Origin of the sequence: Solirubrobacter phytolaccae, from assembly GCF_027587195.1 — a bacterium.
Classification (GTDB): Bacteria; Actinomycetota; Thermoleophilia; order Solirubrobacterales; family Solirubrobacteraceae; genus Solirubrobacter; species Solirubrobacter phytolaccae.
Map to the genome: position 1 here is coordinate 105,131 of NZ_JAPDDP010000011.1, position 21,244 is coordinate 126,374.

General features: G+C 71.5%; 19 protein-coding genes. 9 read left to right on the forward strand and 10 right to left on the reverse strand.

Features of this window, described 5'->3' with window-relative positions:
* Nucleotides 1-2 precede the first annotated feature (2 nt).
* Complete coding sequence (locus tag OJ997_RS08410) at nt 3-971, reverse strand: glycosyltransferase family 2 protein (protein WP_270024627.1); 969 nt, start codon at nt 969-971, stop codon at nt 3-5.
* 124 nt (nt 972-1,095) lie between these two features.
* On the opposite strand from OJ997_RS08410, the gene asnB reads away from it, so the two are divergent.
* Entirely contained in the window at nt 1,096-3,006 is a 1,911-nt protein-coding gene (asnB, locus tag OJ997_RS08415; protein WP_270024628.1) for an asparagine synthase (glutamine-hydrolyzing), read from the forward strand.
* Nucleotides 3,003-3,875: a glycosyltransferase family 2 protein gene (locus OJ997_RS08420; RefSeq protein WP_270024629.1), complete on the forward strand. Its 873-nt coding sequence runs from the start codon at nt 3,003-3,005 to the stop codon at nt 3,873-3,875. The genes asnB and OJ997_RS08420 overlap by 4 nt, the downstream gene beginning before the upstream one ends.
* Here OJ997_RS08420 and OJ997_RS08425 read toward each other — a convergent pair.
* A complete protein-coding gene (locus OJ997_RS08425) occupies nt 3,872-4,633 on the reverse strand; it encodes an FkbM family methyltransferase (protein WP_270024630.1) in 762 nt (253 codons plus the stop codon). The two genes, OJ997_RS08420 and OJ997_RS08425, sit on opposite strands and share 4 nt — an antisense overlap.
* 78 nt (nt 4,634-4,711) lie before the next feature.
* Between OJ997_RS08425 and OJ997_RS08430 the strand changes: the two genes are divergently transcribed.
* From OJ997_RS08430 to OJ997_RS08440, 3 genes are all read left to right on the forward strand, one after another.
* Nucleotides 4,712-6,220 carry an MOP flippase family protein gene (locus tag OJ997_RS08430; RefSeq protein WP_270024631.1) on the forward strand — a complete coding sequence of 503 codons (1,509 nt, stop codon included), beginning with the start codon at nt 4,712-4,714 and terminating at the stop codon, nt 6,218-6,220.
* Complete coding sequence (locus OJ997_RS08435) at nt 6,217-6,939, forward strand: DsbA family protein (protein WP_270024632.1); 723 nt, start codon at nt 6,217-6,219, stop codon at nt 6,937-6,939. The genes OJ997_RS08430 and OJ997_RS08435 overlap by 4 nt, the downstream gene beginning before the upstream one ends.
* 322 nt (nt 6,940-7,261) lie before the next feature.
* On the forward strand, nt 7,262-9,142 hold the full coding sequence (locus OJ997_RS08440; protein ID WP_270024633.1) for a LamG domain-containing protein: 1,881 nt from the start codon (nt 7,262-7,264) through the stop codon (nt 9,140-9,142).
* On the opposite strand, the gene OJ997_RS08445 is transcribed toward OJ997_RS08440, so the two are convergent.
* The 8 genes from OJ997_RS08445 to OJ997_RS08480 form a co-directional block, all read right to left on the reverse strand.
* Nucleotides 9,135-10,427 carry a lipopolysaccharide biosynthesis protein gene (locus OJ997_RS08445; RefSeq protein ID WP_270024634.1) on the reverse strand — a complete coding sequence of 431 codons (1,293 nt, stop codon included), beginning with the start codon at nt 10,425-10,427 and terminating at the stop codon, nt 9,135-9,137. The two genes, OJ997_RS08440 and OJ997_RS08445, sit on opposite strands and share 8 nt — an antisense overlap.
* On the reverse strand, nt 10,424-11,416 hold the full coding sequence (locus OJ997_RS08450; RefSeq protein ID WP_270024635.1) for an NAD-dependent epimerase/dehydratase family protein: 993 nt from the start codon (nt 11,414-11,416) through the stop codon (nt 10,424-10,426). Before OJ997_RS08450 ends, OJ997_RS08445 begins: the two co-directional genes overlap by 4 nt.
* Entirely contained in the window at nt 11,413-12,807 is a 1,395-nt protein-coding gene (locus OJ997_RS08455) for an FAD-dependent oxidoreductase (protein ID WP_270024636.1), read from the reverse strand. The genes OJ997_RS08450 and OJ997_RS08455 overlap by 4 nt, the downstream gene beginning before the upstream one ends.
* Nucleotides 12,804-13,541 (reverse strand): glycosyltransferase family 2 protein, encoded by a 738-nt coding sequence (locus OJ997_RS08460; RefSeq protein ID WP_270024637.1) that lies wholly within the window; start codon nt 13,539-13,541, stop codon nt 12,804-12,806. The genes OJ997_RS08455 and OJ997_RS08460 overlap by 4 nt, the downstream gene beginning before the upstream one ends.
* A complete protein-coding gene (locus tag OJ997_RS08465) occupies nt 13,541-14,905 on the reverse strand; it encodes a sugar transferase (protein WP_270024638.1) in 1,365 nt (454 codons plus the stop codon). The genes OJ997_RS08460 and OJ997_RS08465 overlap by 1 nt, the downstream gene beginning before the upstream one ends.
* Before the next feature lie 130 nt (nt 14,906-15,035).
* Nucleotides 15,036-15,647 (reverse strand): response regulator transcription factor, encoded by a 612-nt coding sequence (locus OJ997_RS08470; RefSeq protein ID WP_270024639.1) that lies wholly within the window; start codon nt 15,645-15,647, stop codon nt 15,036-15,038.
* 14 nt (nt 15,648-15,661) lie between these two features.
* Nucleotides 15,662-16,963: a nucleotide sugar dehydrogenase gene (locus tag OJ997_RS08475; RefSeq protein ID WP_270024640.1), complete on the reverse strand. Its 1,302-nt coding sequence runs from the start codon at nt 16,961-16,963 to the stop codon at nt 15,662-15,664.
* Between the two features lie 20 nt (nt 16,964-16,983).
* A complete protein-coding gene (locus OJ997_RS08480; RefSeq protein WP_270024641.1) occupies nt 16,984-17,274 on the reverse strand; it encodes a ferritin family protein in 291 nt (96 codons plus the stop codon).
* 198 nt (nt 17,275-17,472) lie between these two features.
* On the opposite strand from OJ997_RS08480, the gene OJ997_RS08485 reads away from it, so the two are divergent.
* From OJ997_RS08485 to alr, 4 genes are all read left to right on the forward strand, one after another.
* Complete coding sequence (locus OJ997_RS08485) at nt 17,473-18,162, forward strand: response regulator (protein WP_270024642.1); 690 nt, start codon at nt 17,473-17,475, stop codon at nt 18,160-18,162.
* Nucleotides 18,163-18,225: 63 nt separating this feature from the next.
* Complete coding sequence (locus OJ997_RS08490; protein WP_270024643.1) at nt 18,226-19,725, forward strand: NAD(P)H-hydrate dehydratase; 1,500 nt, start codon at nt 18,226-18,228, stop codon at nt 19,723-19,725.
* 13 nt (nt 19,726-19,738) lie between these two features.
* Nucleotides 19,739-20,200 carry a CBS domain-containing protein gene (locus OJ997_RS08495; protein WP_270024644.1) on the forward strand — a complete coding sequence of 154 codons (462 nt, stop codon included), beginning with the start codon at nt 19,739-19,741 and terminating at the stop codon, nt 20,198-20,200.
* Nucleotides 20,200-21,243 carry an alanine racemase gene (gene alr, locus OJ997_RS08500; protein WP_270024645.1) on the forward strand — a complete coding sequence of 348 codons (1,044 nt, stop codon included), beginning with the start codon at nt 20,200-20,202 and terminating at the stop codon, nt 21,241-21,243. The genes OJ997_RS08495 and alr overlap by 1 nt, the downstream gene beginning before the upstream one ends.
* Nucleotide 21,244 lies beyond the last annotated feature (1 nt).

Genomic DNA, 21,244 nt, shown 5'->3' on the forward strand with positions numbered 1-21,244 from the left:
CGTCAGAGGATCGGGAAGCGGTGGCGGACCGCGCCGCGCACGGTCGCCCCGATCTGCACCGCGTCATAGGCCGCCGCGAACAGCGCGGCGCGCACGGGCTGCGCGTCGCCGCGCGTGCGCTGGCGCAGGTGCATCGCGTACGGCAGGCACAGCGCCGCCGCCGCGGGCTGGCGGCGCGCGAGGAACGCGGCGAACGCGGCCTGCAGCAGCAGCGGGTGCGAGCGCTCGTAGAACATCCCCTGCGTGAGGTGCTCGCGCAGGCCCGGGTTGCGCTTGTAGGCCTGCACGCCGTGCGTGGCCATCAGCGCGTCGTCGAACGCGCGCCGCGGCGTGCGCGGGAACACGGCGTGATGGACGACGGCCGCGGGCGCGAACACCGGCACGCCGCCGGCGTCCTTGATCCGCCAGCCGAGGTCCGAGTCCTCGCCGGCGGGCGCGGGGTAGGACTCGTCGAAGCCGGCCACGGCCTCCAGGAGGGCGCGCGGGTAGCTGATGTTGCAGGTCTCGAAGTGGGGGGAGGGACCCGTGATGCGGACCGTCTTGGCGTAGCGCGTGAGCGCCTCCGCCTCGGCCGGGTTCGGGATCGTCACGCCCTGCACGACGGTGTCCGTGCGGCCCTGGCTCTCGTCGAGCATCACGCTCAGCCAGCCCGGCGTCGGGATGCAGTCGTCGTCGGTGAACGCGATCCGCTGCGCGCGGGCGAGGCGCCAGCCCGTGTTGCGGGCGCGCGCGGGCCCGCCGCCCGTGTCCAGGCGGACGGTGCGCAGGCTCAGCCGCTGCGCGGCGGTCTCGGCGCCGAGCACGTCGGGCGTCTGGTCGGCCGACGCGTCGTCGACCACGATGACCTCGAAGCGCTCGCGCGGGAGATCCTGCGCGTGCAGGCCGTCGAGCAACGCCTGCAGGCGCTCGGCGCGGTTGTGCGTCGCGACGACGACCGAGATGTCCGGGGTGGCCTGTGCAGAGTCCCTCATCGCGGACGACGATAGGGCGAGCCCGGCCTGCCGTCCCTGGCCGTTGGATCAGGTGCCCTGCGCGGTCGGGCTACTGGACGGTCGGGTAGGCCAGGGTCCTGACGGCGCGACTACGGTGCCTGGCATGTGTGGGATAGCCGGAGCCTTCCGCGTCGACGGCGGCAGCACGCCGCCCCTTCCCGAGCCCGTTCTGCGGCGGATGACCGAGCTCATCGAGTACCGCGGGCCCGACGACGCGGGGTTCGTCTCCGACGCGGGCTGCTCGCTCGGCGCCCGGCGCCTCTCGATCATCGACGTCGAGGGTGGCCACCAGCCGTTCGCCAACGAGCGCGGCCGCATCTGGGGCGCCCAGAACGGCGAGATCTACAACCACGACCAGCTGCGCGAGGAGCTGCGCGGTCGTGGCCACGTCTTCACGAGCCGGTGCGACACGGAAGTGCTGCCGCACCTGTACGAGGATCATGGCCCGGCGATGGCCGAGCGCCTGCGCGGCATGTTCGCGGTCGCGGTCTGGGACCAGGACAAGCGCCGCGGCGTGCTCATCCGCGACCGGCTTGGCGTCAAGCCCCTCTACTACGCGCACGTGGGCGACGTGGTGGTGTTCGGGTCCGAGCTCAAGTGCGTCGTGGCCAGCGGCCTCGTCGGCTCCGAGCTGGACGCCGAGGCGATCTCCGCCTACCTGATGCTCGGCTACGTGCCGAGCCCGATGACGCCGCTCAAGGACGTCCGCAAGCTCGCCCCGGGCGAGCGCCTCGTGATCGAGGACGGCGCTGTGCGGGTCGAGCGCTGGTGGGACTACCCGGCGCCCGAGGCCGACCAGACGCCGCGCTCGGCGGACGAGTGGACCGAGATCGTGCGCGACGCGCTCGAGGACTCGGTCAAGATGCGCCTGATGAGCGACGTGCCGCTCGGCGCGATGCTCAGCGGCGGCCTGGACTCGAGCCTGATCGTCGCGCTGATGGCGCGGCACATGAACGGCCAGCCGCTGAAGACCTTCGCCGTCGGCTTCGAGGGCGCGGACTCCGAGCTGCCGGACGCGCGCCGCGTCGCGGACGCGCTCGGCGCCGAGCACCACGAGCTGCAGGTCTCGACCGCGACCAGCACCGACGCGCTGACCAAGCTCGCGTGGCACCTGGACGAGCCGATCGCCGACCTCTCCGCCGTCGGGTTCCTCGCACTCTGCGAGCTCGCCGTCTCCGAGGTGACCGTCGCGCTTTCCGGCCAGGGCGCCGACGAGCTGTTCGGCGGCTACCGCAAGCACCGCGTCGCGTCGCTCGTTCAGCACTGGACGCGCCTGCCCGGGCCGGCCCGCACCGCCGCGGCGGTGGCGATGCGCAAGGGCCCCGGCCGCTCGCGCCAGCTGCTCGACGCCCTGCAGTCGCCCGACCCCGTCTCCCGCCTGCTCGCCTCGAGCGGGCTCGTGCGCCCCGAGCTGCGCGCGAGCGTGTTCAGCGGCGCGCTGGCCGAGCAGTCCGGCGCCGCCGAGCGCGTCCTGCGCGACCGCCTCGCCGGCGCACCGGGCCGCGGGCCGCTCGAGTCGGCCATGTACCTCGATGCCCGCCTCGGCCTCGTGGACGACATGCTCGCCTACTTCGACCGCGCCTCGATGGCCAAGTCGCTGGAGGTCCGCGTGCCGTTCCTCGACCACGAGTTCGTCGAGCTCGCGGCGCGCGTGCCCGCCCACCTGAAGGTCCACCGCCTGCAGGGCAAGCACGTCCTGCGCGAGGCGGCCAAGGGCCTCGTGCCCGACTTCGTGCTCGCCAAGAAGAAGCGCGGCTTCTTCAACGAGGCCGTCGAGGGCTGGATCGGTGGCGGCAGCGGCGGCGCGGTCGACGAGCTCCTGCTCGGCCCCGACCCGGCGTACGCGCAGGTCATCGACCGTGACGTCGTCGCGGGCGCGGTGCGCGACTTCCGCGCCGGCCAGGGTCAGCACGCGAACTTCCTGCTCGCGGTCCTGATGCTCGAGCTGTGGCTCTCGAAGACGTTGCCGCGCGCCTTCGCGTCGGCGCCGGAGCCGCTCGGGGTGTCCGCGTGAGCTACGCCGTCGTCACCCCCGCGCGCAACGAGGCGGGCAACCTGCCGCGCCTGGCCGCGGCGCTGATCGCGCAGACGCTGCCGCCGGTCGCGTGGGTCGTCGTCGACGACGGCAGCACGGACGAGACGGCCGCGATCGTCGCCGAGCTCGCGGAGGCGCATCCGTGGATCAGCCGGCTCGACCGCGCCGGCGCGACCGACGAGGGCACGCTCGAGAACGGGCGCCGCGAGGGCCGTGACCTGCTGGCCTTCCGCGCCGGCGTCGAAGCGCTGCCCGGGCCGGTCGACGTGTTCGTGAAGATGGACGCCGACATCGACTTCGAGCCCGACTACTGCGAGCAGCTGATCGCGCGCTTCGAGCAGGACCCGAAGCTCGGCATCGCGAGCGGCACCTGCCTCGAGCTCGAGGACGGCGAGTGGGTGCGGCGCACGAAGGCGGCGTCGACCGTCTGGGGCGCGTCACGCGCGTACCGCTGGTCGTGCCTGGACATCGTGCGGTCGCTCGAGCCGCGCATGGGCTGGGACGGGATCGACGAGCTGCAGGCGCAGCTGCGCGGCCTGGAGACGGAGACGTTCATCGACCTGCCGTTCCGCCACAACCGGCCGGAGGGCGGACGCGAGGCATCGCCCCGTCATCACTACGTGCGGCTGGGCCGCGCGTGCTGGTACATGGGCTACCGCCCGAGCTACCTCGCGCTGCGCTCCGTCTACCGCGCCCGTCAGCAGCCGACCGCGCTGATGATGCTGTGGGGCTACGCGTCCTCGGCCGCCGCGCGCGAGCGGCGCTTCCCCGACCGCGACGTCGTGCGCGCGCTGCGCCACAGCCAGCGGCTGCGGACGGCGATCCGGCGCGGCGCGCCGGCCTCCTAGCGCTCGCGGTAGGCGAGCGTGTCCACGTCGGTCGTGGACACGCGGTAGCCGCGGTCGATCAGGAGCCGCAGCACCGACTCGTGGTCCTCGCGGCTGAGGTGCGTGCTCTCGAAGTTGACGATGCTCGGCTGCCAGCGGTCGAAGTCGAACATGCGCACGATCTCGGCGTCGAAGCCCTCGGCGTCGATCTGCAGCAGGTCCACCTGCTCGACGCCCTCGAGCAGGTCGTGGAAGGACTTGGTCTCGACCTCGGTGGTCTCGATCAACGCCTCGATGTTGGGCACGAGGTGCTCGTGCGAGAGGATCGTCGCGCGCTCGAAGGTGGCGAGCTGGCCGGCCCAGTCGGGCACGCCCGGCTCCTGGCGGACGGTGTAGAACGGCAGCTGGCCGCTGATGTGGGCGAGCGCGACGTTGCGCAGCTCCAGGCCCTCGACGCCGGCGTAGGTCTGTTGCAGGCGCGCGAAGTAGCGGGCCTGCGGCTCGACCAGCACGCCGCGCCAGCCGAAGCGCATGATCCACTCGTGGATCGGGTCGTTGGTCTGACCGTCGAAGGCGCCGACCTGCACGACGAACAGGTCAGGCCCGCCCGTCATGATCCGGTGCGCGACGGCGTGCTCGAGCGTCATCCGCAGCTCGGCCTCCGGATGGTCGACGAAGACCTTCGAGACCCGCCGGACCTCGACGCCGCGTGCGCGCGCGGCAGCATTGGTGCGCGTGGCGGCATCGCGCACCAGCCGCTTGAGTTGAGCCCGATCCACGGCACGGGAAGATAGCGGTGCAGAGCCCTATCCGACCGGCCAGGGCGTGCCGCGAAACCGCCGGTACGCTCACTTTCGATGGCCGAAGACAGCGCGCCCAAGGCGGGGTCGATCAGAGCGCGGGCGGTGTCCGGCGTCGGCTGGGTCGGCTTCTCGCAGATCGCGGTCCAGCTCACGCGGATGTTCGTCGCGATCGGCGTCGCCCGCATGCTGACGCCGAGCGAGTACGGCCTCGCCGCGCTCACGCTCGTGTTCGCGAGCCTCGTGCTGATCTTCTCCGACCTGGCACTCGGCGCCGCGCTGGTGCAGCGCAAGACGGTCACCGACGACGACAAGAACACCGCGTTCTGGACGACCGTCGCGTCCGGCGTCATCTTCCTCGTGCTCGGCGTCGCGCTCTCGGGCCCGATGGCCGGCCTGTACGGCGAGCCGGACACGCAGCCGCTGTTCGCGGCGCTGTCGGTGACGTTCGTCGTGGCCTCGCTCGGCGCCACCCAGCAGGCGCTGCTGCTGCGCGACATGGCCTTCCGTCGCCTGGAGCTGCTGTCGGTCGCCGGCGCGATGGCCGGCGCGCCGATCGCGCTCGCGCTCGCCGCCGCCGGGGCCGGGCCGTGGGCGATCATCGGCCAGCACATCGCGGTCGCGACGGCGACGTCGGCGCTGATGTGGCGCGCGTCGGACTGGCGCCCGCAGCTGCGCTTCTCCAAGGCCAGCCTGAAGGACCTGTGGTCGTTCAGCGGCTTCCTGGTCGGCCACCGGCTCCTCTACTACACGCAGCAGAACGCGGACAACTTCATCATCGGTCGCTGGGTGGGCAGCGCCGCCGTCGGCGCGTACGCGATCGCCTACCAGGTGATGCTCGCGCCGGCCTCGCGCATCGGCGGCCCGATCCAGCGCGTGCTCGCGCCGGCGTTCTCGCGCATGCAGGACGAGCCCAAGCGGATCGCCGAGGCGTGGGCGAAGGTCGTGCGGATGATCGCCGCGATCTCCGTCCCGGCGCTCGCGGGCGTGATCGTCGTCGCCGACGACTTCGTGGCCGTCGCGCTCGGCTCGAGCTGGGCCGCCGCCGCGCCGATCATCCAGATCCTGGCCTGGGTCGGCATCCTGCAGGCGCTCCAGAGCACCAACGTGGACATCCTGATGGCGCGCGACCGCACCGCGCTGATGTTCCGCTTCACCTGCTTGTTCGTGGTCGCGCACGTCACCGCGTTCGCCGTCGGCGTCCAGTGGGGCGTGACCGGCGTCGCCGCCGCGTACGCGATCTCCAGCACCATCGTCGACCCGATCCTGACGATCATCACCGCCCGCGTGCTCGGCGTCTCGCCGATGATCTTCGTGCGCGCGGTCAGCGGGGTCTTCCAGGCCGCGATCGGGATGATGATCGCCGTCGCCGCGGCGCGGATGGCGCTCGTCGACGCCGACGTGCCCGCGCTGGCACGGCTCGTGCTGTGCGTCGCGGTCGGCGCCGTCGTCTACGTGCCGCTGCTCGCGTGGCGTGCCCCCGAGGTCGTCCGGGACACGCGCGCGCTCCTGCCGGCCCGCTTCCGGCGCGGCCGCGCGCCGGTGCCCGCCACCGCCGAGTCGTGAGCGCGCGCCGCGCGCGGCTGCTCGGTGCGCTGCTCGTCGCCGCCACGCTGGCCGCGTGCGGCGGGAGCTCGAGCCCGCCCGACGCGCCGGACACGACCGCGACCGCGAGCGCCACGCCCGAGCCGCTCGGCACGGTCGCCGGCGTCGACCTCGCCACCGAGCAGTTCGACGGGATCGAGCAGCACGGCAACGTGCTCGGCGACCCGGACGCGAAGGTCACGCTCGTCGAGTACGCCGACCTCGTCTGCACGCCGTGCGCGGTCTACTCGCAGGACGTCCTGCCGCAGGTGATCGAGGACCACGTCCGGTCCGGGGACGTGCGGATCGAGCTGCGGCCGATCGGCATCGCCCAGGAGTGGTCGACCCTCGCCGCGCAATACGCGTGGGGGGCGGCCGCGCAAGACCGCATGTGGACGTTCGCGAAGTTGTGGTGGGCCAACCAGCGCGACGAGACCACCGACTACGTCGACGACGCGTTCGCGCGCCGGATCGCCGAGGCGGTGCCCGGGCTCGACCCCGACCAGCTCGTCGACGACAGCCGGCTCGCCGAGACGCGCGCCCAGCACGACGACGCCGCGCAGGCCTTCCTCACGCAGCAACTCGATCGCGTGCCGGCGTTCGCCGCCGGACCTACCGGTGGGGAACTCGAAGTGCTCGATCTTGGTGAGACAGGCGCCCAAGCCAGTCGCGCGCTCGATCACGTGATCGCCGCGTTCTAAACCAGAAACGCCTCGTTATCACCGCGTGGAATGGGGGATAACCCTGATCAAGGGTGTCCCTTGGACATCCGATAGGTCTCTCACGGCCCGGCTGGCCCCCTCTCTCTACGGCCGGGCATCTCCCCTTCCCCATACAGGAGTATCGATGCGTCGCGCCGTCCTGTCGGTCGTGCTCGGCCTTGCGTTTGCTGCCCCAACAGCGCAAGCCAGCACGTTGCATGTGTCCACCTCAGGCTCAGATAGCGCCGCGTGCACCGCGTCCGCGCCCTGCAAGTCGTTCGCGCGTGCCTATGCGGCAGCGGCGAGCGGCGACACGGTGTCCGTGGGCTCCGGAACCTTCGAGCCGCAGCAGGTCCCGGCCGGGACCAAGCCCGTGACCTTCATCACGAGCGCCGCCATCGTGCGCCAGCTGGACATCAAGTCCTCCAGCGTCGTGTTCGACGGGTTCAACATCGACGCCGGGTTCGCGAAGATGCCCGCGCTCGGCATCAGCGGCTCGAACGTCACGTTCAAGAACGGCCGTGTCGGCAACGTCACGGACGAGAAGGGCGCCCTGGTCAACGGCGCGAACATCACGTTCGACAACGTCGTCTTCCACGACGTCCGGGTCACCGACTCGGCCGTGCACAACGAGTGCATCTACGCGATCGTCGTGCCCGGCTTCACCGTGCGCAACAGCACCTTCACCGAGTGCGCGACGATGGACCTGTTCTTCACCTTCGGACACTGGTGGACGCCGACGCCGGCGCCCTACGGCAACGTGACGATCGAGAACAACGTCTTCGCCCACTCGACGAACATCGAAGCCGGCTCCTGGCACTACTTCAGCCTCTACGTCGGGGACACCGGCTCGGACGGCGGCACGCTGCAGAACTGGGTCGTCCGCAACAACACGTTCGAGATCCCGGCCAACATCAGCCGCACCTCGGGCACGGGCTCGCGCTGGACGAACAACCTCGGCTCGTGGTCGTGCGTCTCCGGCGTGACCTACCGCGGCAACGTGGGCTCCAAGTGCGGCTCGTCCGACAAGGCCGTCAGCCCGGCGTCGAGCACGAAGACGACCCCGGCCGCGTTCGCGTGGGTGAACCCGGCGGTGTACGACTTCCGCCTGAAGGCCGGCTCGCCCGCCATCAACGCCGGCGTCGCCGACGACGCCCCGGCGCGCGACCGCGACGGCAAGCTGCGCGACGCCACGCCGGACGCCGGCGCGTACGAGTTCGGCACGACGTCGACGCCGACCCCGACGCCCACGCCGACCCCGACGACCACCCCGTCGCCGACGCCGACGCCCACCCCGACGTCCACGCCCACGCCCACGCCGACCGCGACCCCGGTCCCGCCGGCGCCCACGCCGACGCCGACCCCGGTGCCGCCCACGCCGACCGCGACGCCGACTCCGGTTCCGCCGGCGCCGACGGCCACGCCGACCCCGGCTCCGCCCGCGCCCACCCCGACGCCCACGCCCGCTCCGAGCCAGAAGCTCGTCGGCGCCTGGAGCTTCAACGAGACGTCCGGCACCACCGCCAAGGACACCAGCGGCCAGGGCAACACCGGCACGGTCTCCGGCGCGACCCGCGTCACCGCCGGCAAGTTCGGCGGCGCGCTGTCCTTCGACGGCGTCAATGACACGGTCAACATCCCCGACTCGGCCTCGCTCGACCTCACGACGGGCATGACGCTCGAGGCCTGGGTCAAGCCGACCTCGACCGCCGGCTACCGCAGCGTCGTCTTCAAGGAGAACGCCGCCGCCGGTCACCAGACCTACTCGCTGTACTCCTCCAACGGCAGCGCCCGCCCGGTGGCCGAGGTCGCCGTCGGCCCGAAGTACACCTCTGCTCTGAGCTCGCAGTCCGCAGAAGCGGGGGCGTGGACGCACGTCGCGGCCACGTTCGACGGCACCCAGCTCCGGGTCTACCGCAACGGCGTCGAGGTCGCGACCAAGGCGCTCAGCGGCTCGCTCGTGAAGTCCAACGACCCGCTCCGGATCGGCGGCAACAAGATCTGGGACGAGTGGTTCAAGGGCACGATCGACGAGGTCCGCGTGTGGGCCGGCGCTCGCACCCGGGCGGAGATCGCCGCCGACATGGCCGCGCCGATCAGCGACACGGTCCAGGCCGGCGCCGCCAGCAAGAGCAGCAAGTCGAGCAAGGCCAAGGCCAAGAGCAAGGCCAAGACGAAGGCGAAGAAGACGAAGCTCAAGTAGCGGGCTTCGCGCGCCACACGCGCACCAGCAGCAGCACCCCGACCAGCACCCCGGCGACCGCGAAGCCCACGCTCACACGCGTGAACGCGGCGCCGGGGAGGGTCAGCTGGAGGCCGATGAAGATGAGGGTGGCGAGCGCCCAGCGCCAGGCTGCGGCGCCCGCGTCATCCGCGGCGAGCAGGGCCTGCGAGAACGTGCTGGCGGCGAGGAAGCCGCCGATGCCGAGCGACAGCAGCGCAAGGTCACCGCGGGTGGCCTCGAAGCCGGCGCCGTAGAGCAGGTCCATCGCCAGCGGGCCGACCGCGAGCGCGCCGAGCGCGCCGAGGACGGCGATGCCGGCGCAGATGAGCGCGACCTTGACGGTGGCCGCGTGCAGACGGGCGTGGTCGCCCTGCGCGCGGTAGGTGGTGAAGTTCGCGAGCAGCGAGGCCGCGACGCCCTGGAACAGGAACACCGGCGCGCGGACCAGCAGGGCGGCGGCGAACAGCACGCCGGCGGTCGCGGCGGCGTCCTCGCCACCGCGGATCAGGACGATGAGCGGGCCGCCGCTGAGCAGGATCTGCTCGCAGCCGGCCATCACGGCGGCAGGCGCGGCGAAGCGGGCGGCGGCGCCGAGCTTGAACGGCGCGTGCTCGGTCGAGCCGCCGTTGACCTCCAGCAGGATGCCGCGGTCCCGCGAGAGCAGCGGGGCGAGCGCGCCGCCCACCGCGGCCGCGGCGATCGCGATCGCGGCGAGCGTGGTGGAGGCCCAGACGAGCAGCGGCAGCGCGACGAGCAGGCGGATGCCGCCGTCGGCGAGCAGGACGAGGCCGTAGCCGCCGAACCAGCGCACGCCGCCCGCGAGCCCGCGGGCGAAGTAAGAGAGCGCGTAGCCGGCGAGGCCGGCGACGAGCGCGACGGTCAGCTCGTCACGGCCGCCGAACAGGCCGTCGGTGATCGGCCCCCAGGCGGCGACGCACGCCAGGCACGCGGCGACGGCGACACCGCCGCCGAGCCAGGCCGTGGTGCGCACCGCGGCGCGGGCGTCCGCGCCGCGAGCGACGAGATCGGCCACCGTGCGCGAGACCGTCTGCTCGAGCGGACGGAACAGCAGCACGGCGATCAGGAACATCCCCGCCCACAGGGCGCCGATGGCGGCGAACGCCTCGGGCCCCAGGGCTCGTGCCGCCAGCACGTTGAACGCGTAGGCGAGCAGCCCTGAGGCGACCGTCCCGATCGACAGCAGCGCGGCGTCGCGCTTGCCGGCCTTCGGGGCGGGCGCCTTTGGAGCGGGGACTGCGGTCACGCGGCGACCTTGAGCTCGCGCAGCTCGCGGTGCCAGGCGATCGTCTTCTCGAGGCCTTCCTCGAGCTTGACCTGCGCCTTGTGGCCCAGGATGCGCTCGGCCTTCTCGGTCGAGGGGACGCGGATCTTCACGTCCTGGTAGTTGCCGCCCATCGACTCGTAGGAGACGATCTTGGCCCGCAGGTCGCCCTCGATGCCCATCGCGGTCTGCACCGTCTGGGCGAGGTCGATGATCTTCACCGGCTCCTCGTTGGCGATGTTGATGACCTCGCCGACGGCCTCCGGGGTGGCGAGCGCGCGGACGAAGCCGTCGACCGTGTCGCTCACGTACGTGAACGAGCGGACCTGCTGGCCGTCGCCGTGGATCTCCATCTCCTTGCCGTCGAGGAGGTCCTCGAGGAACACGGAGAGCGGGCCGCCCCACCAGGAGGGGTGGTTGCGGACGCCGTAGGCGTTGAAGAGGCGCAGGATCGAGACCTGCAGGCCGTTCTCCTCGTGCATGCGCAGGGCCAGGTGCTCGTCGTAGTACTTCGACGCGGCGTAGGACCAGCGGCGCGAGGTGGGCGGGCCGAGGACGATCTCGCCGTCCTCGCGGAAGGGCGTCGCGGCGTTGCCGTAGACGTCGGAGGTGGAGGTGAAGACGACCGGCACGTCGAGGTCGAGCGCGACCTCGAAGGCGGACTCGGAGCCGCCGACGTTGACCTGCATCGTGTTCAGGGCCCCGCCGAAGCGCGGGATCTTGCACGCGGCGAGGTGCATGATGCCCCCGACCTCGGCGAAGTCCTTGCGCATCCGCGCCGTGTCGCGGCAGTCGTACTCGAGCAGCTCGAAGCCGGGGCGGCCGAGGATGCCGCGGAGGTTCTCCGGGCCGCTCATCGAGAAGTCGTCGATGCCGATGACCTTGCAGCCCTCATCCAGAAGGCGCTCGACCAGGTTGGCGCCGACGAACCCGGCGGCGCCGGTGATGCCGACGATGTCGGGGAGGTTCATGCTGCACTCCTTTGCTGCGTGTTGTCCGTGGTGAGCCGGGCGAGGACCTCGCCGGCGACGTGTTCGGCGACCCCTGCGATGGCCTGGCCGTGAACGATGTTGGGATGCACCCGCGCCGAGCTCGCCACCGCGAGCCCGGGGGCCGCGAAGACGGGCGGGATGCGGTTCGCGACGCTCGCCACGTGGACGGGCTCCGCGACCGTGGTGCGAGCGACCTGGCTCGCGATCACGTCCTCCCGGCGGAAGTCCGGGAAGAGGGTCTGGACGTGCCCGAGGAACTCGTCCGTGATGTCCTCGCTCGACCGCTCCAGGATCGGGTTGGTCGAGCGCACGTACTTGGGCACGTAGATCAGGTGGCCGTCCACCCACTCGGGGTCGACCGCGTGGGTCGTCTCGACGACGCTCGTGATCGGCACGCGCCGGTCGGTGATGTTGATCGCGTAGTACGGGCTGACGCTCTGCTTGACGCGCGCGACGAGGCAGACGATGCCCATGTAGCGCAGCGGGTCGGGCCCGAGCGCGTGCTCGAGCTCGTCGGCGAGCAGGCCCTTCAGGTTCGGGCGCAGCTGCGTCGTGACGACGGTGTCGTGCGCCTGCAGGCCGGCGTCGGTGACGACGCCGATGGCGGCGCCGGACGCGGAGGCCGGGATGTGCCGGACCGGGGTGGAGGTGTGGACCTCGCCGCCGAGCGAGCGGATGCGGTCCGCGAGCCGGTCGACGAGCGCCTGGTAGCCACCCTCGATCGCGCCCATGACCTCGCGGCCGCCCTTGGAGCGGGTGCCGGCCGTGCGGCGCATGCGCGACCACAGGTAGGTCGCGGGCAGGTCGTCGTAGTGGCCGTCGAACTTGGAGTCCAGCAGCGGCGCCCACAGGCGCTCCCACAGCCGGTTGCCGCTGAGCTTGCGCGCCCACGCCTCGATCGGCTGCTCGTCGAGCGCCTCGGCGTCCTTGATGCGCCCGCACGCGAGCACGAACGCGGCGAGCCGCGCCTTGTCGTCCAGGCGCAGGCCGGGGAAGCGGAGCACCTCGACCGGCGTCGACATCGAGCAGCGCTGACCGTCGTGGTAGAAGCCCACGCCCAGCGGCCGCCAGCGGATGCTCAGGCCGAGCGACTCGGCCAGCGAGACCACCTTGTCGTCGGTCGTGGTGACCGCGTGGTAGTAGCGGTCGACCGCGACGCCGCCGATCTTGGTGGAGCCGGCGAGCCCGCCCAGACGCTTGTCGGCCTCGTAGACGGAGACCTTCACGCCCTGCTGCGCGAGCTCGTACGCGATGTCGAGGCCGAGCAGGCCTCCGCCGACGACACCCACCGAACGCGGAGCGCGCGAGTGCGAGCCCTCCGGGCGAGTACTCGCAGCGACGCGAGCCGTCAGGCGAGCGTCGCCCGTCATGTAGACCCTCGGCGGCTCGCGACCTGACGGGTCATGAGCCGCGCGTAACCGGCCACGGTCGGCAGCACGCGCATCTTGCTCTCGCCCTCGCGCTTGGCCCAGTCCAGGGTCACGGGGACCTCGGCCACCTGGGCGCCCATGCGCGAGAGCTTGATCAGCAGCTCGGCCTTGCAGGCGAAGCCACGCTCGCGGATCAGGTTGTCGCCGTGCTTGGTGTAGCCGGCGCGCAGCATGTCGGCGCGGTAGACGCGGAAGAACGAGGAGACCGTGCTCGCGTTGAGCCCGGCACCGGCGCGGATCGCCGACGACGCGGCCTTCGAGAGGAAGCGGCGGTGGCGCGAGACGTTGGCGAGCTCGCCACCGGCGTGGTGGGAGGCGAGCACGATGTCGGCGCCTTCACGGGCGACCTCCATCATGCCCTCGACCGCGTCGAGGTCGCTCGTCGTGTCGGACTCGAGCGTGATGATCAGGTCGTCGTCCTGGGCGACGCCCAACGCGAAGCGGAAGCCGGCGTCGAACGCCGCGCCCGGGCCCTGGTTGGTGCCCTGCTCGAGCACGACCAGCGGCAGGTCGCCGCGGTGCGCCTTGGCGGTCGCGACCGTCTCGTCGGACGAGCCGTCGTCGACGAGGATGATCAGCCCACCTTCCCACAGCTCCCGCCGCGCGGACAGGTCCCGCAGCAGGTTGGGGACGTTGGCCTCCTCATTGAAGGCCGGAACCACGATGATGGGCATCAGTAAGCACCCTTCCGCCCGAGCACGGTCGGGATAGTCCGAAGCAGGATCTTGATGTCCCACCACAGGGACCAATTGGTGACGTAGACGTAGTCGAGCTTGACCATCTCGTCGAACGGGATGTCGTTGCGGCCGAGGATCTGCCAGAGGCCGGTGATGCCGGGCGTGGTGTCCAGCCGGCGGCCGGCCCAGCCCGTGATCTGCTCGGACTCGTGGACGACGAACGGCCGCGGGCCGACGAGCGACATCTCGCCGCGCAGCACGTTCCACAGCTGCGGCAGCTCGTCGAGGCTCGTCTTGCGCAGGAACGCGCCGACCTTGGTGATCCGCGGGTCGTTGGCCATCTTGAACAGCGGGCCGGAGCCCTCCATCTCGTTCATGTGCGCCATCGCCAGGCGCTGCGCCTCGGCGTCCGCGACCATCGTGCGGAACTTGACGATCTTGAACTCGCTGCCGCCCCGGCCGTGCCGGCGCTGGCGGAAGAAGATCGGGCCGGGGCTGTCGATCCGGATCGCGATCGCGATCACGGCCAGCAGTGGCGAGAGCGCGAGCAGGCCGAGGCCGGACGCGACGAGGTCGATCGCGCGCTTGACCGTGCGGATCGAGCGCGAGAGGCGCATCGGCGGCAGGCTCACGATCGGGATCCCCTCGAGCTCCTCCAGCGTCGCGTTGGACGCGAACAGCTCGGAGTAGGACGGGACGATCGAGAGGTGCACGTCGGGGCGGCGGACCTCGCGCATGAGGTCCAGCAGCTCGTTCGTGGGCTCGGTCGTGGCGACCACGACCCAGTCGACCTCGAGCGTGTCGATCAGCCGCGGCAGGTCCTTGTGGGTGCCCAGCACGTCACGGTCGCGCTCGTCGTCGACGAAGCCGATCACCTGCAGGCTGAACTCGGGGTGCGCCTCCAACTTGCGCTGGACGATGCGGCCCTCAGGCCCGGCGCCGACGATCAGCGCACGGCGCGGCCGCAGCACGTTCGGCAGGACGAACGTGCGCACGCACGAGCGCCCGAGCGGCACGAGCACGAGCGCGCACGTGAGGAACATCAAAGACTCGAGCGGCGAGTAGACCGCCCAGTCGAACGCCCACATCGTCCCCTGGTCGACGACCAGGAGCACGAGCGACCCGGCCAGCAGCGCGTGGAAGAGATCGAGGATCTCGTCCAGGCTGCGCGGCGCGATCGCGCGCGTCTGACGCTCGTAGAGGCCGTAGGCCATGAACACGGCCGGCCACATGAGCGTCAGGCCGATCGCCATCGCGAGCATCACGCCATCCGGCGCGACGACCGCGGGCTTGTCACCGATCTGCTCCGCCGCCAGGTACGTGCCCGCGAGCGCGAGCCACACGGCGACGACGTCGACCATCAACAGGGCCCAGACCCGACCTCGACCGAACCCCCGCGCGCTGCTCGCGCGGGAGCTCGAAAGGCGCAGGGAAGCCGGCCCGCCGCTGAGCGGTTCTGCCTCCACCGACATGAACGTGTTCCTTGGGTGCTTAGGACGCGAGCCGCTCGCGCGGCGCCGTCAGGTTGTGCAGATGCGCGTACCGGCTGGCCTCGGTGCGGTTGGCGACGCCGAGCTTGCGGTACGTGTTCGACAGGTGGAACTTCACCGTCTGCTCGGTCACCCACAGCTCGCGGGCGATCCGGCCGTTGGTGTGGCCCTCGGCGACGAGCTGGAGGATCTCGAGCTCGCGGTCGGTCAGCGGGCAGTCCTCTTCGGTGATCTGCGCCGGGCGCTTCTCGAAGCGGTGCACGACGTTGCCGTGCGAGATCTCACGCAGCAGCGTGCCGAGCGAGACGGGGTGCACGGTCTTGGAGACCACGGCCTGGGCGCCGGCGTCGAACGCCTGCTCCAGCCAGTCGGACTCCATCTGCAGGGTCAGCATCAGCGACTTGGCCTGCGGGGCGTACTCGGCGATCTCACGCAGGCGCTCGAGGGCGTTCTCGGTCTCCTGCATGTCGTCCACGAGGACGACGTCCGGCTTGAGCTCGGTGAGCGCGTTGCGCACCGAGCCGCGGCCGTCGAAGAACCCGACGACCTGGAAGCCCGCGGTCTGCCGCAGTGCAAGTCGAATGGCCTGAACGACGAACGAATGGTCCGCCACAATCATTAGACGCTTCATGCCGCCACCTCCGTGGGCTCGATCTCGTTGTCCCGCTGGGGCAGGACCGCCATCTCCATCGGGGGCCTCGCTGCCGCCCGAGTGGTGCGGGTGACCCCGCGGTAGTCGACCGTCGGCACCTGCGTGCTGATGGTCATGTGGTCGATGCCCGGGTGGGCCGTCACGATCAGCGCGACGTCCGCACCGTCGAGGGCGTCCGCGAGGGACGTGTTGGTCAGGCCGAACTGCTTGAGCTCGGGCACGAACTCGTCGTGGTAGACGACCTCGCCGCCGAGGGACTGCAGGCGCTCGATGATCTTCAGCGCCGGCGACTCGCGGATGTCACCCACGGCGGGCTTGTAGGCCACGCCGAGGATGGCGATCTTGGAGCCGCGGACCGCCTTGCCGTGCTCGTTGAGCAGGCGCTCGGCGCGCTCGACGCAGACGTACGGCATGTTCTGGTTGACCTTGCCGGCGAGCTCGATGAACTCGGTCGAGAAGTCGTACTCGCGCGCCTTCCAGGACAGGTAGAACGGGTCGACGGGGAGGCAGTGGCCGCCCATGCCGGGGCCCGGCTCGAAGCGCATGTAGCCGAAGGGCTTGGTCGCGGCGGCGTCGATGACCTCGTAGATGTCGACGCCCATCCGCTCGGCGAGCATGCCGAGCTCGTTCACGAGCGCGATGTTCACGCTGCGGAAGATGTTCTCCAGCAGCTTCGCCATCTCGGCCACCTCGGGGGTGGTGACGGGGACGATCGACTCGCAGACCTTGCCGTAGAGGCCCTCGGCCTGCGCGGCGCAGGCGGGGGTGAGGCCGCCGATGATCTTCGGGGTGTTCGCGAGCTGGAACTTCTCGTTGCCCGGGTCGACGCGCTCGGGGGAGAAGGCGAGGTGGAAGTCGACACCCGCCTGCAGTCCAGTCTCCTCGAGGATCGGCAGCAGGCGCTCACGAGTCGTGCCCGGGTAGGTCGTGGACTCCAGGACGACGAGCTGGCCGGCCTGGAGCACGTCCGAGACGGACTGGGCGGCGGCGAGCAGCGGGCCGAGGTCCGGCTCGCGGTTGGCCGTGAGCGGGGTCGGGACCGCGATGATGATCGCGTCGGCGAGCGCCAGGCGCGAAGTGCGCGTGGTGGCCTCCAGCTGCGGGCGGACGGCGGCGAGCTGCTCCGACGGGATGTCCTCGATGTAGGACTCCCCGCGGCGGATCGAGGCCACCTTGGCCACGCTCGTGTCGACGCCGATCACACGCTCGCCGGCCTCGGCGAACGCGACGGCCAGCGGAAGGCCGACGTACCCGAGTCCAACGATGCCGATGGTCATGCTTCCTCCTTGACGGTGACTCATGCGATTCCCTCAGTTGAAGTCATGTCCTGGCCGAGGCGCTCGCGAAGCCCGCTCATGAGGCCGGCGATCTGATCGCCGGCGGACTCGCGGAGCTCGCGGAAGAGACGTGCGGTCTCCTCGTGGCCGTCCTGGGCCGCTTCGAACTCGAACACGCGGTACCGCGCACGGAGCTCCAGGTTCAGAGTCAGCGCGCGCAGCAGGTTCTGCAGCGTCTGATCTGCGTCTTGAGAGTCGCGCAGCTCTCGCAAGCTGGTCCGCACCCCGTGTTCGCTCTGCCACTTGGACACGAGGAGCAGCGTCGCGGCTAGACCTAGGTAGTGGAAGGTGGTCTTCGCCCGGTCAGGTCGGGGCGGTTCCTCCCGGTCGTGGGGGGCTTCAATGCCCCACTAAGCGGATATCCGACCCCCCATGGGCAGAAAATTCCCCCACGGCGGCCGATGACATACGTACCATTCGGCGAGCACGGACCCGGAGGTTCCGAAAAGTTGATTGACAAGGACGACAACAACGAAGAGACGGTGCTGCGGACGATCGTCGCGGACGACGATCCTCTCGTGCGCCGACTGATCCGCGACACGCTGCAGCGCGCGGACGTGACCGTGATCGCCGAGGCCTCGACGGGCCGGGAAGCGGTGGAGCTCGCGCTCTTCTACCGCCCGGACGTCGTCGTGATGGATTACATGATGCCGGAGATGGATGGCATCGAGGCAACGCGCCGGATCTATGAGTCCGACCCGTCCATTCGTGTCGTTCTTCTGACCGGAGCGGGTGACGAGGAGCTCGGCCTGCGCGGTCTGCGTGCCGGCGCTTCGGGCTACCTCTCCAAGGAGGTCGAGCTGGACGCGCTCCCGCGCGCGCTGCGTGGCGCGCTCGAGGGCGAGGCCGCAATCTCGCGCCAGCTGGCGATGAAGCTGATCGAGCGCTACCGCGCCGCCCCCACCGGCGGTGCCGGCCTGCGTCCGGTGCGCTCGCGTCTGACCGACCGCGAGTGGGAGGTCCTGGACCTGCTCTCCACGGGCGCGACGACGGACCAGATCGCCAAGAACCTGGTCCTGTCGAGCGAGACCGTGCGCTCGCACCTGAAGAACCTGTACCGCAAGCTCGAGGTCAACTCGCGCGAAGAGGCGGTGCGTGCGGCGTCGAAGCTGCGCTCGCTGAGCGGCCTGCCCGCTTAGCTGCCCGCTTTGCTCGCCCGCGGCGGATAACTTTCCGCCGCGATGACTGCGCTCCCCCGATGGATGGAACCCCTGCTCGAAGCGGGGGAGATGCGTGAGCTGGATCGCTGGGCGATCAACGAGAAGAAGGTCGCCGTCGACGAGCTGATGGAGCGGGCGGGCGAGGGCCTCGCCGGCGTCGTCGCTCGGCGAGCGCCGGCGGGCCGGATCGCGATCGTCTGCGGCAAGGGGAACAACGGCGGCGACGGGATCGTCGCCGCGCGGCTGCTGCGCCAGGCCGGCCGCGAGGTCGAGGTGCACGCCGTCTGGCCGCCCGAGTGGATGGGCGAGGACGCGCAGGCGCAGATCAAGAAGCTGCCGGGGCCGAAGCCGATCCCGTTCGAGGCGGGGCGCCTGAACAAGGTTCACGTGATCGTCGACGCGCTGCTCGGCACCGGATCCAGCGGCGTGCCGCGCGAGCCCGCGGCGGGCGTGATCAAGGAGATGGAGGCCGCGCGGGCGCCGGTGATCGCTGCTGACATCCCCTCGGGCGTGGACGCCACGACGGGTGAGGTCGCCGGGCCGGCCGTGCACTGCGTCGCGACCGTCGCCTTCCACCGGCCCAAGCTCGGCGTCTGGATCCGGCCCGGGAAGGGCTACGCGGGGGACGTCGAGGTCGTGGAGATCGGCATCCCGCGGGGTGGCCCGGCGCGTCCCGACGCCGGGCTGATCGGCGCGGGCGTGCTGCGGGACATGCCGCGGCGCGCTTCGGACTCCACGAAGTTCTCCAGCGGCAACGTGTTCATCATCGGCGGCTCGCGTGGGCTGACGGGCGCGCCGTCGATGAGCGCGCTGGCCGCGATGCGCGCCGGAGCGGGCTACGTGACGGTCGGCGCACCGGCAAGCCTGGAGCTGAGCTTCACGGTGAGACTGCTCGAGGCAATGATGATCGGGCTGCCCGAGGACGGCTCCGGCCACCTCGATCCGTCGTCGGAGGAGCAGCTGCTGAAGGCGATCAGCCGCGCGAACGCGGTTGTGCTCGGCCCGGGGCTCTCGAAGGACCCGGGCGCGCAGGCGCTCGTGCGCGCCGTGGTGCCGCGGATCGACGTGCCGCTCGTCATCGACGCCGACGGCCTCAACGCGCTGGTCGGCCACGTGGAGGAGATCCTGCCCCAGCGCCGCTGGCCGACCGTGCTCACACCGCACTCCGGCGAGCTCGCCCGGTTGCTGGACACGACCTCCGAGGAGGTCGAGCGCTCCCGCCTGCGTCACGCGCGCGAGGCGGCAGCGATCACGAAGGCGTTCGTCGTGCACAAGGGCGACGACACGCTCGTCGCCGCGCCGGACGGCCGGGTGGCGATCTCGCGCGGGCGCGCGCCGGGCCTGGCGACGGCGGGCACGGGCGACGTGCTGGCGGGCGTGATCGGCGCGATGCTCGCCAAGGGCATGCCGGTCGCGCAGGCCGCGTGCGCCGGCGTCTACGCCCACGTGCGCGCCGGGCAGATCGCCGCGGCGCCGCACGGACCGGACGGCGTGATCGCCTCCGACGTGATCTCGGCGTTGCCCGCCGCTTTGAGCGCCTAGGATTTCGGCCTCAATGGCGTTGACGGTCCGCGACATCATGGAGACGCAGGTCCCGCCGGTCTATCCGGACGACCCGATCGAGCACGTCGTGCGCGTCCTGCGCGACCACGAGCTGCCCGGGGTGCCCGTGATCAACGAGGGCGGGCGCTGCGTCGGGATCATCACCGAGGCCGACCTGATCCTGGCCGGCGAGACGGAGGACCTGCACCTCCCGCACTACATCGAGCTCTTCGGGGGCATCGTGTTCCTCGAGTCGACGAAGAAGTTCGAGGCGCGGCTGCGCAAGGCGATCGGCTCCACCGCCGCCGACGTGATGACCGAGGACCCGATCACGATCGAGCCCGACGCCACGGTCGGCGAGGCCGCCCGGACGATCGCCCGCGGCAAGCACAACCGCCTGCCGGTCGTCGAGCACGGGCGCCTGATCGGGGTCGTCACCCGGGTCGACGTGCTCGACGCGCTCACGGCGGACTAATGCGCGCCGTCGCGCGGATCGACGTGGGCGCCATCGAGCGCAACTGCGCCCGGCTGGCACAGCTGGGGACGCTGTGCGCGGTCGTGAAGTCGGGCGGCTACGGGCACGGGGCCGTCGAGGCGGCGCGGGCCGCCCAGCGCGGCGGCGCCGCGTGGCTCGCCGTGGCGACGGCGAACGAGGCGGCCGAGCTGCGCGCCGCGGGGGTCGACGGGCCGCTGCTGGTGCTCGGCGCGCTCGACGCGGACGAGCTCCGGACCGCACTGGACGCGGACGCTGACGTAGTCGCGTGGCGCGAGGCGTTCGTCGCCGGGCTGCCCGCTTCGGCGCGCGTGCACGTGAAGCTGGACACCGGCATGGGGCGGCTCGGCACGCGCGACGCGGCCGAGGCGGAGCGGGTGGCGGCGGCGGCCGGCGATCGGCTCGTGGGCGTGATGACGCACTTCGCGACCTCCGACGACGACCCGGAGTTCATGCGCGAGCAGCTCGCGCGGTTCGTGCCCTGGGCCGATCGGTTCGGGGTCATGCGGCACGCCGCGAACTCGGCCGGCGCTTTGGGCGAGCCGGCGGCGCGGCTGGACCTGATCCGCTGCGGGATCGCGATCTACGGCCTGGACCCGTTCCACCGCGACCCCGCCGACCACGGGCTGGAGCCGGCGCTGTCGCTGGTGAGCTACGTGGCCGAGGTCAAGCGGGCCCGGGTGGGGGACAGCGTCGGGTACGGGCGCCGGTTCATCGCCGAGCGCGACACCTGGATCGGGACGATCCCGATCGGCTACGGGGACGGCTATCGGCGCGGCCTGACCGGTCGCGGCGAGGTGCTCCTCGACGGCCGCCGGGTGCCGCTCGCGGGCACCGTGTCGATGGACAACATCACCGTCGACCTCGGCGACGAGCCCGTCGAGCGCGGCACCGAGGCGGTCCTCATCGGCCCCGGCCTCCCCGCCGAGGACATGGCCGCCAAGCTCGGCACGATCAACTACGAGATCACGTGCGGACTGACCGCCCGCGTGCCCCGCGACTACATAAAGACCCAGGTCATTTAGA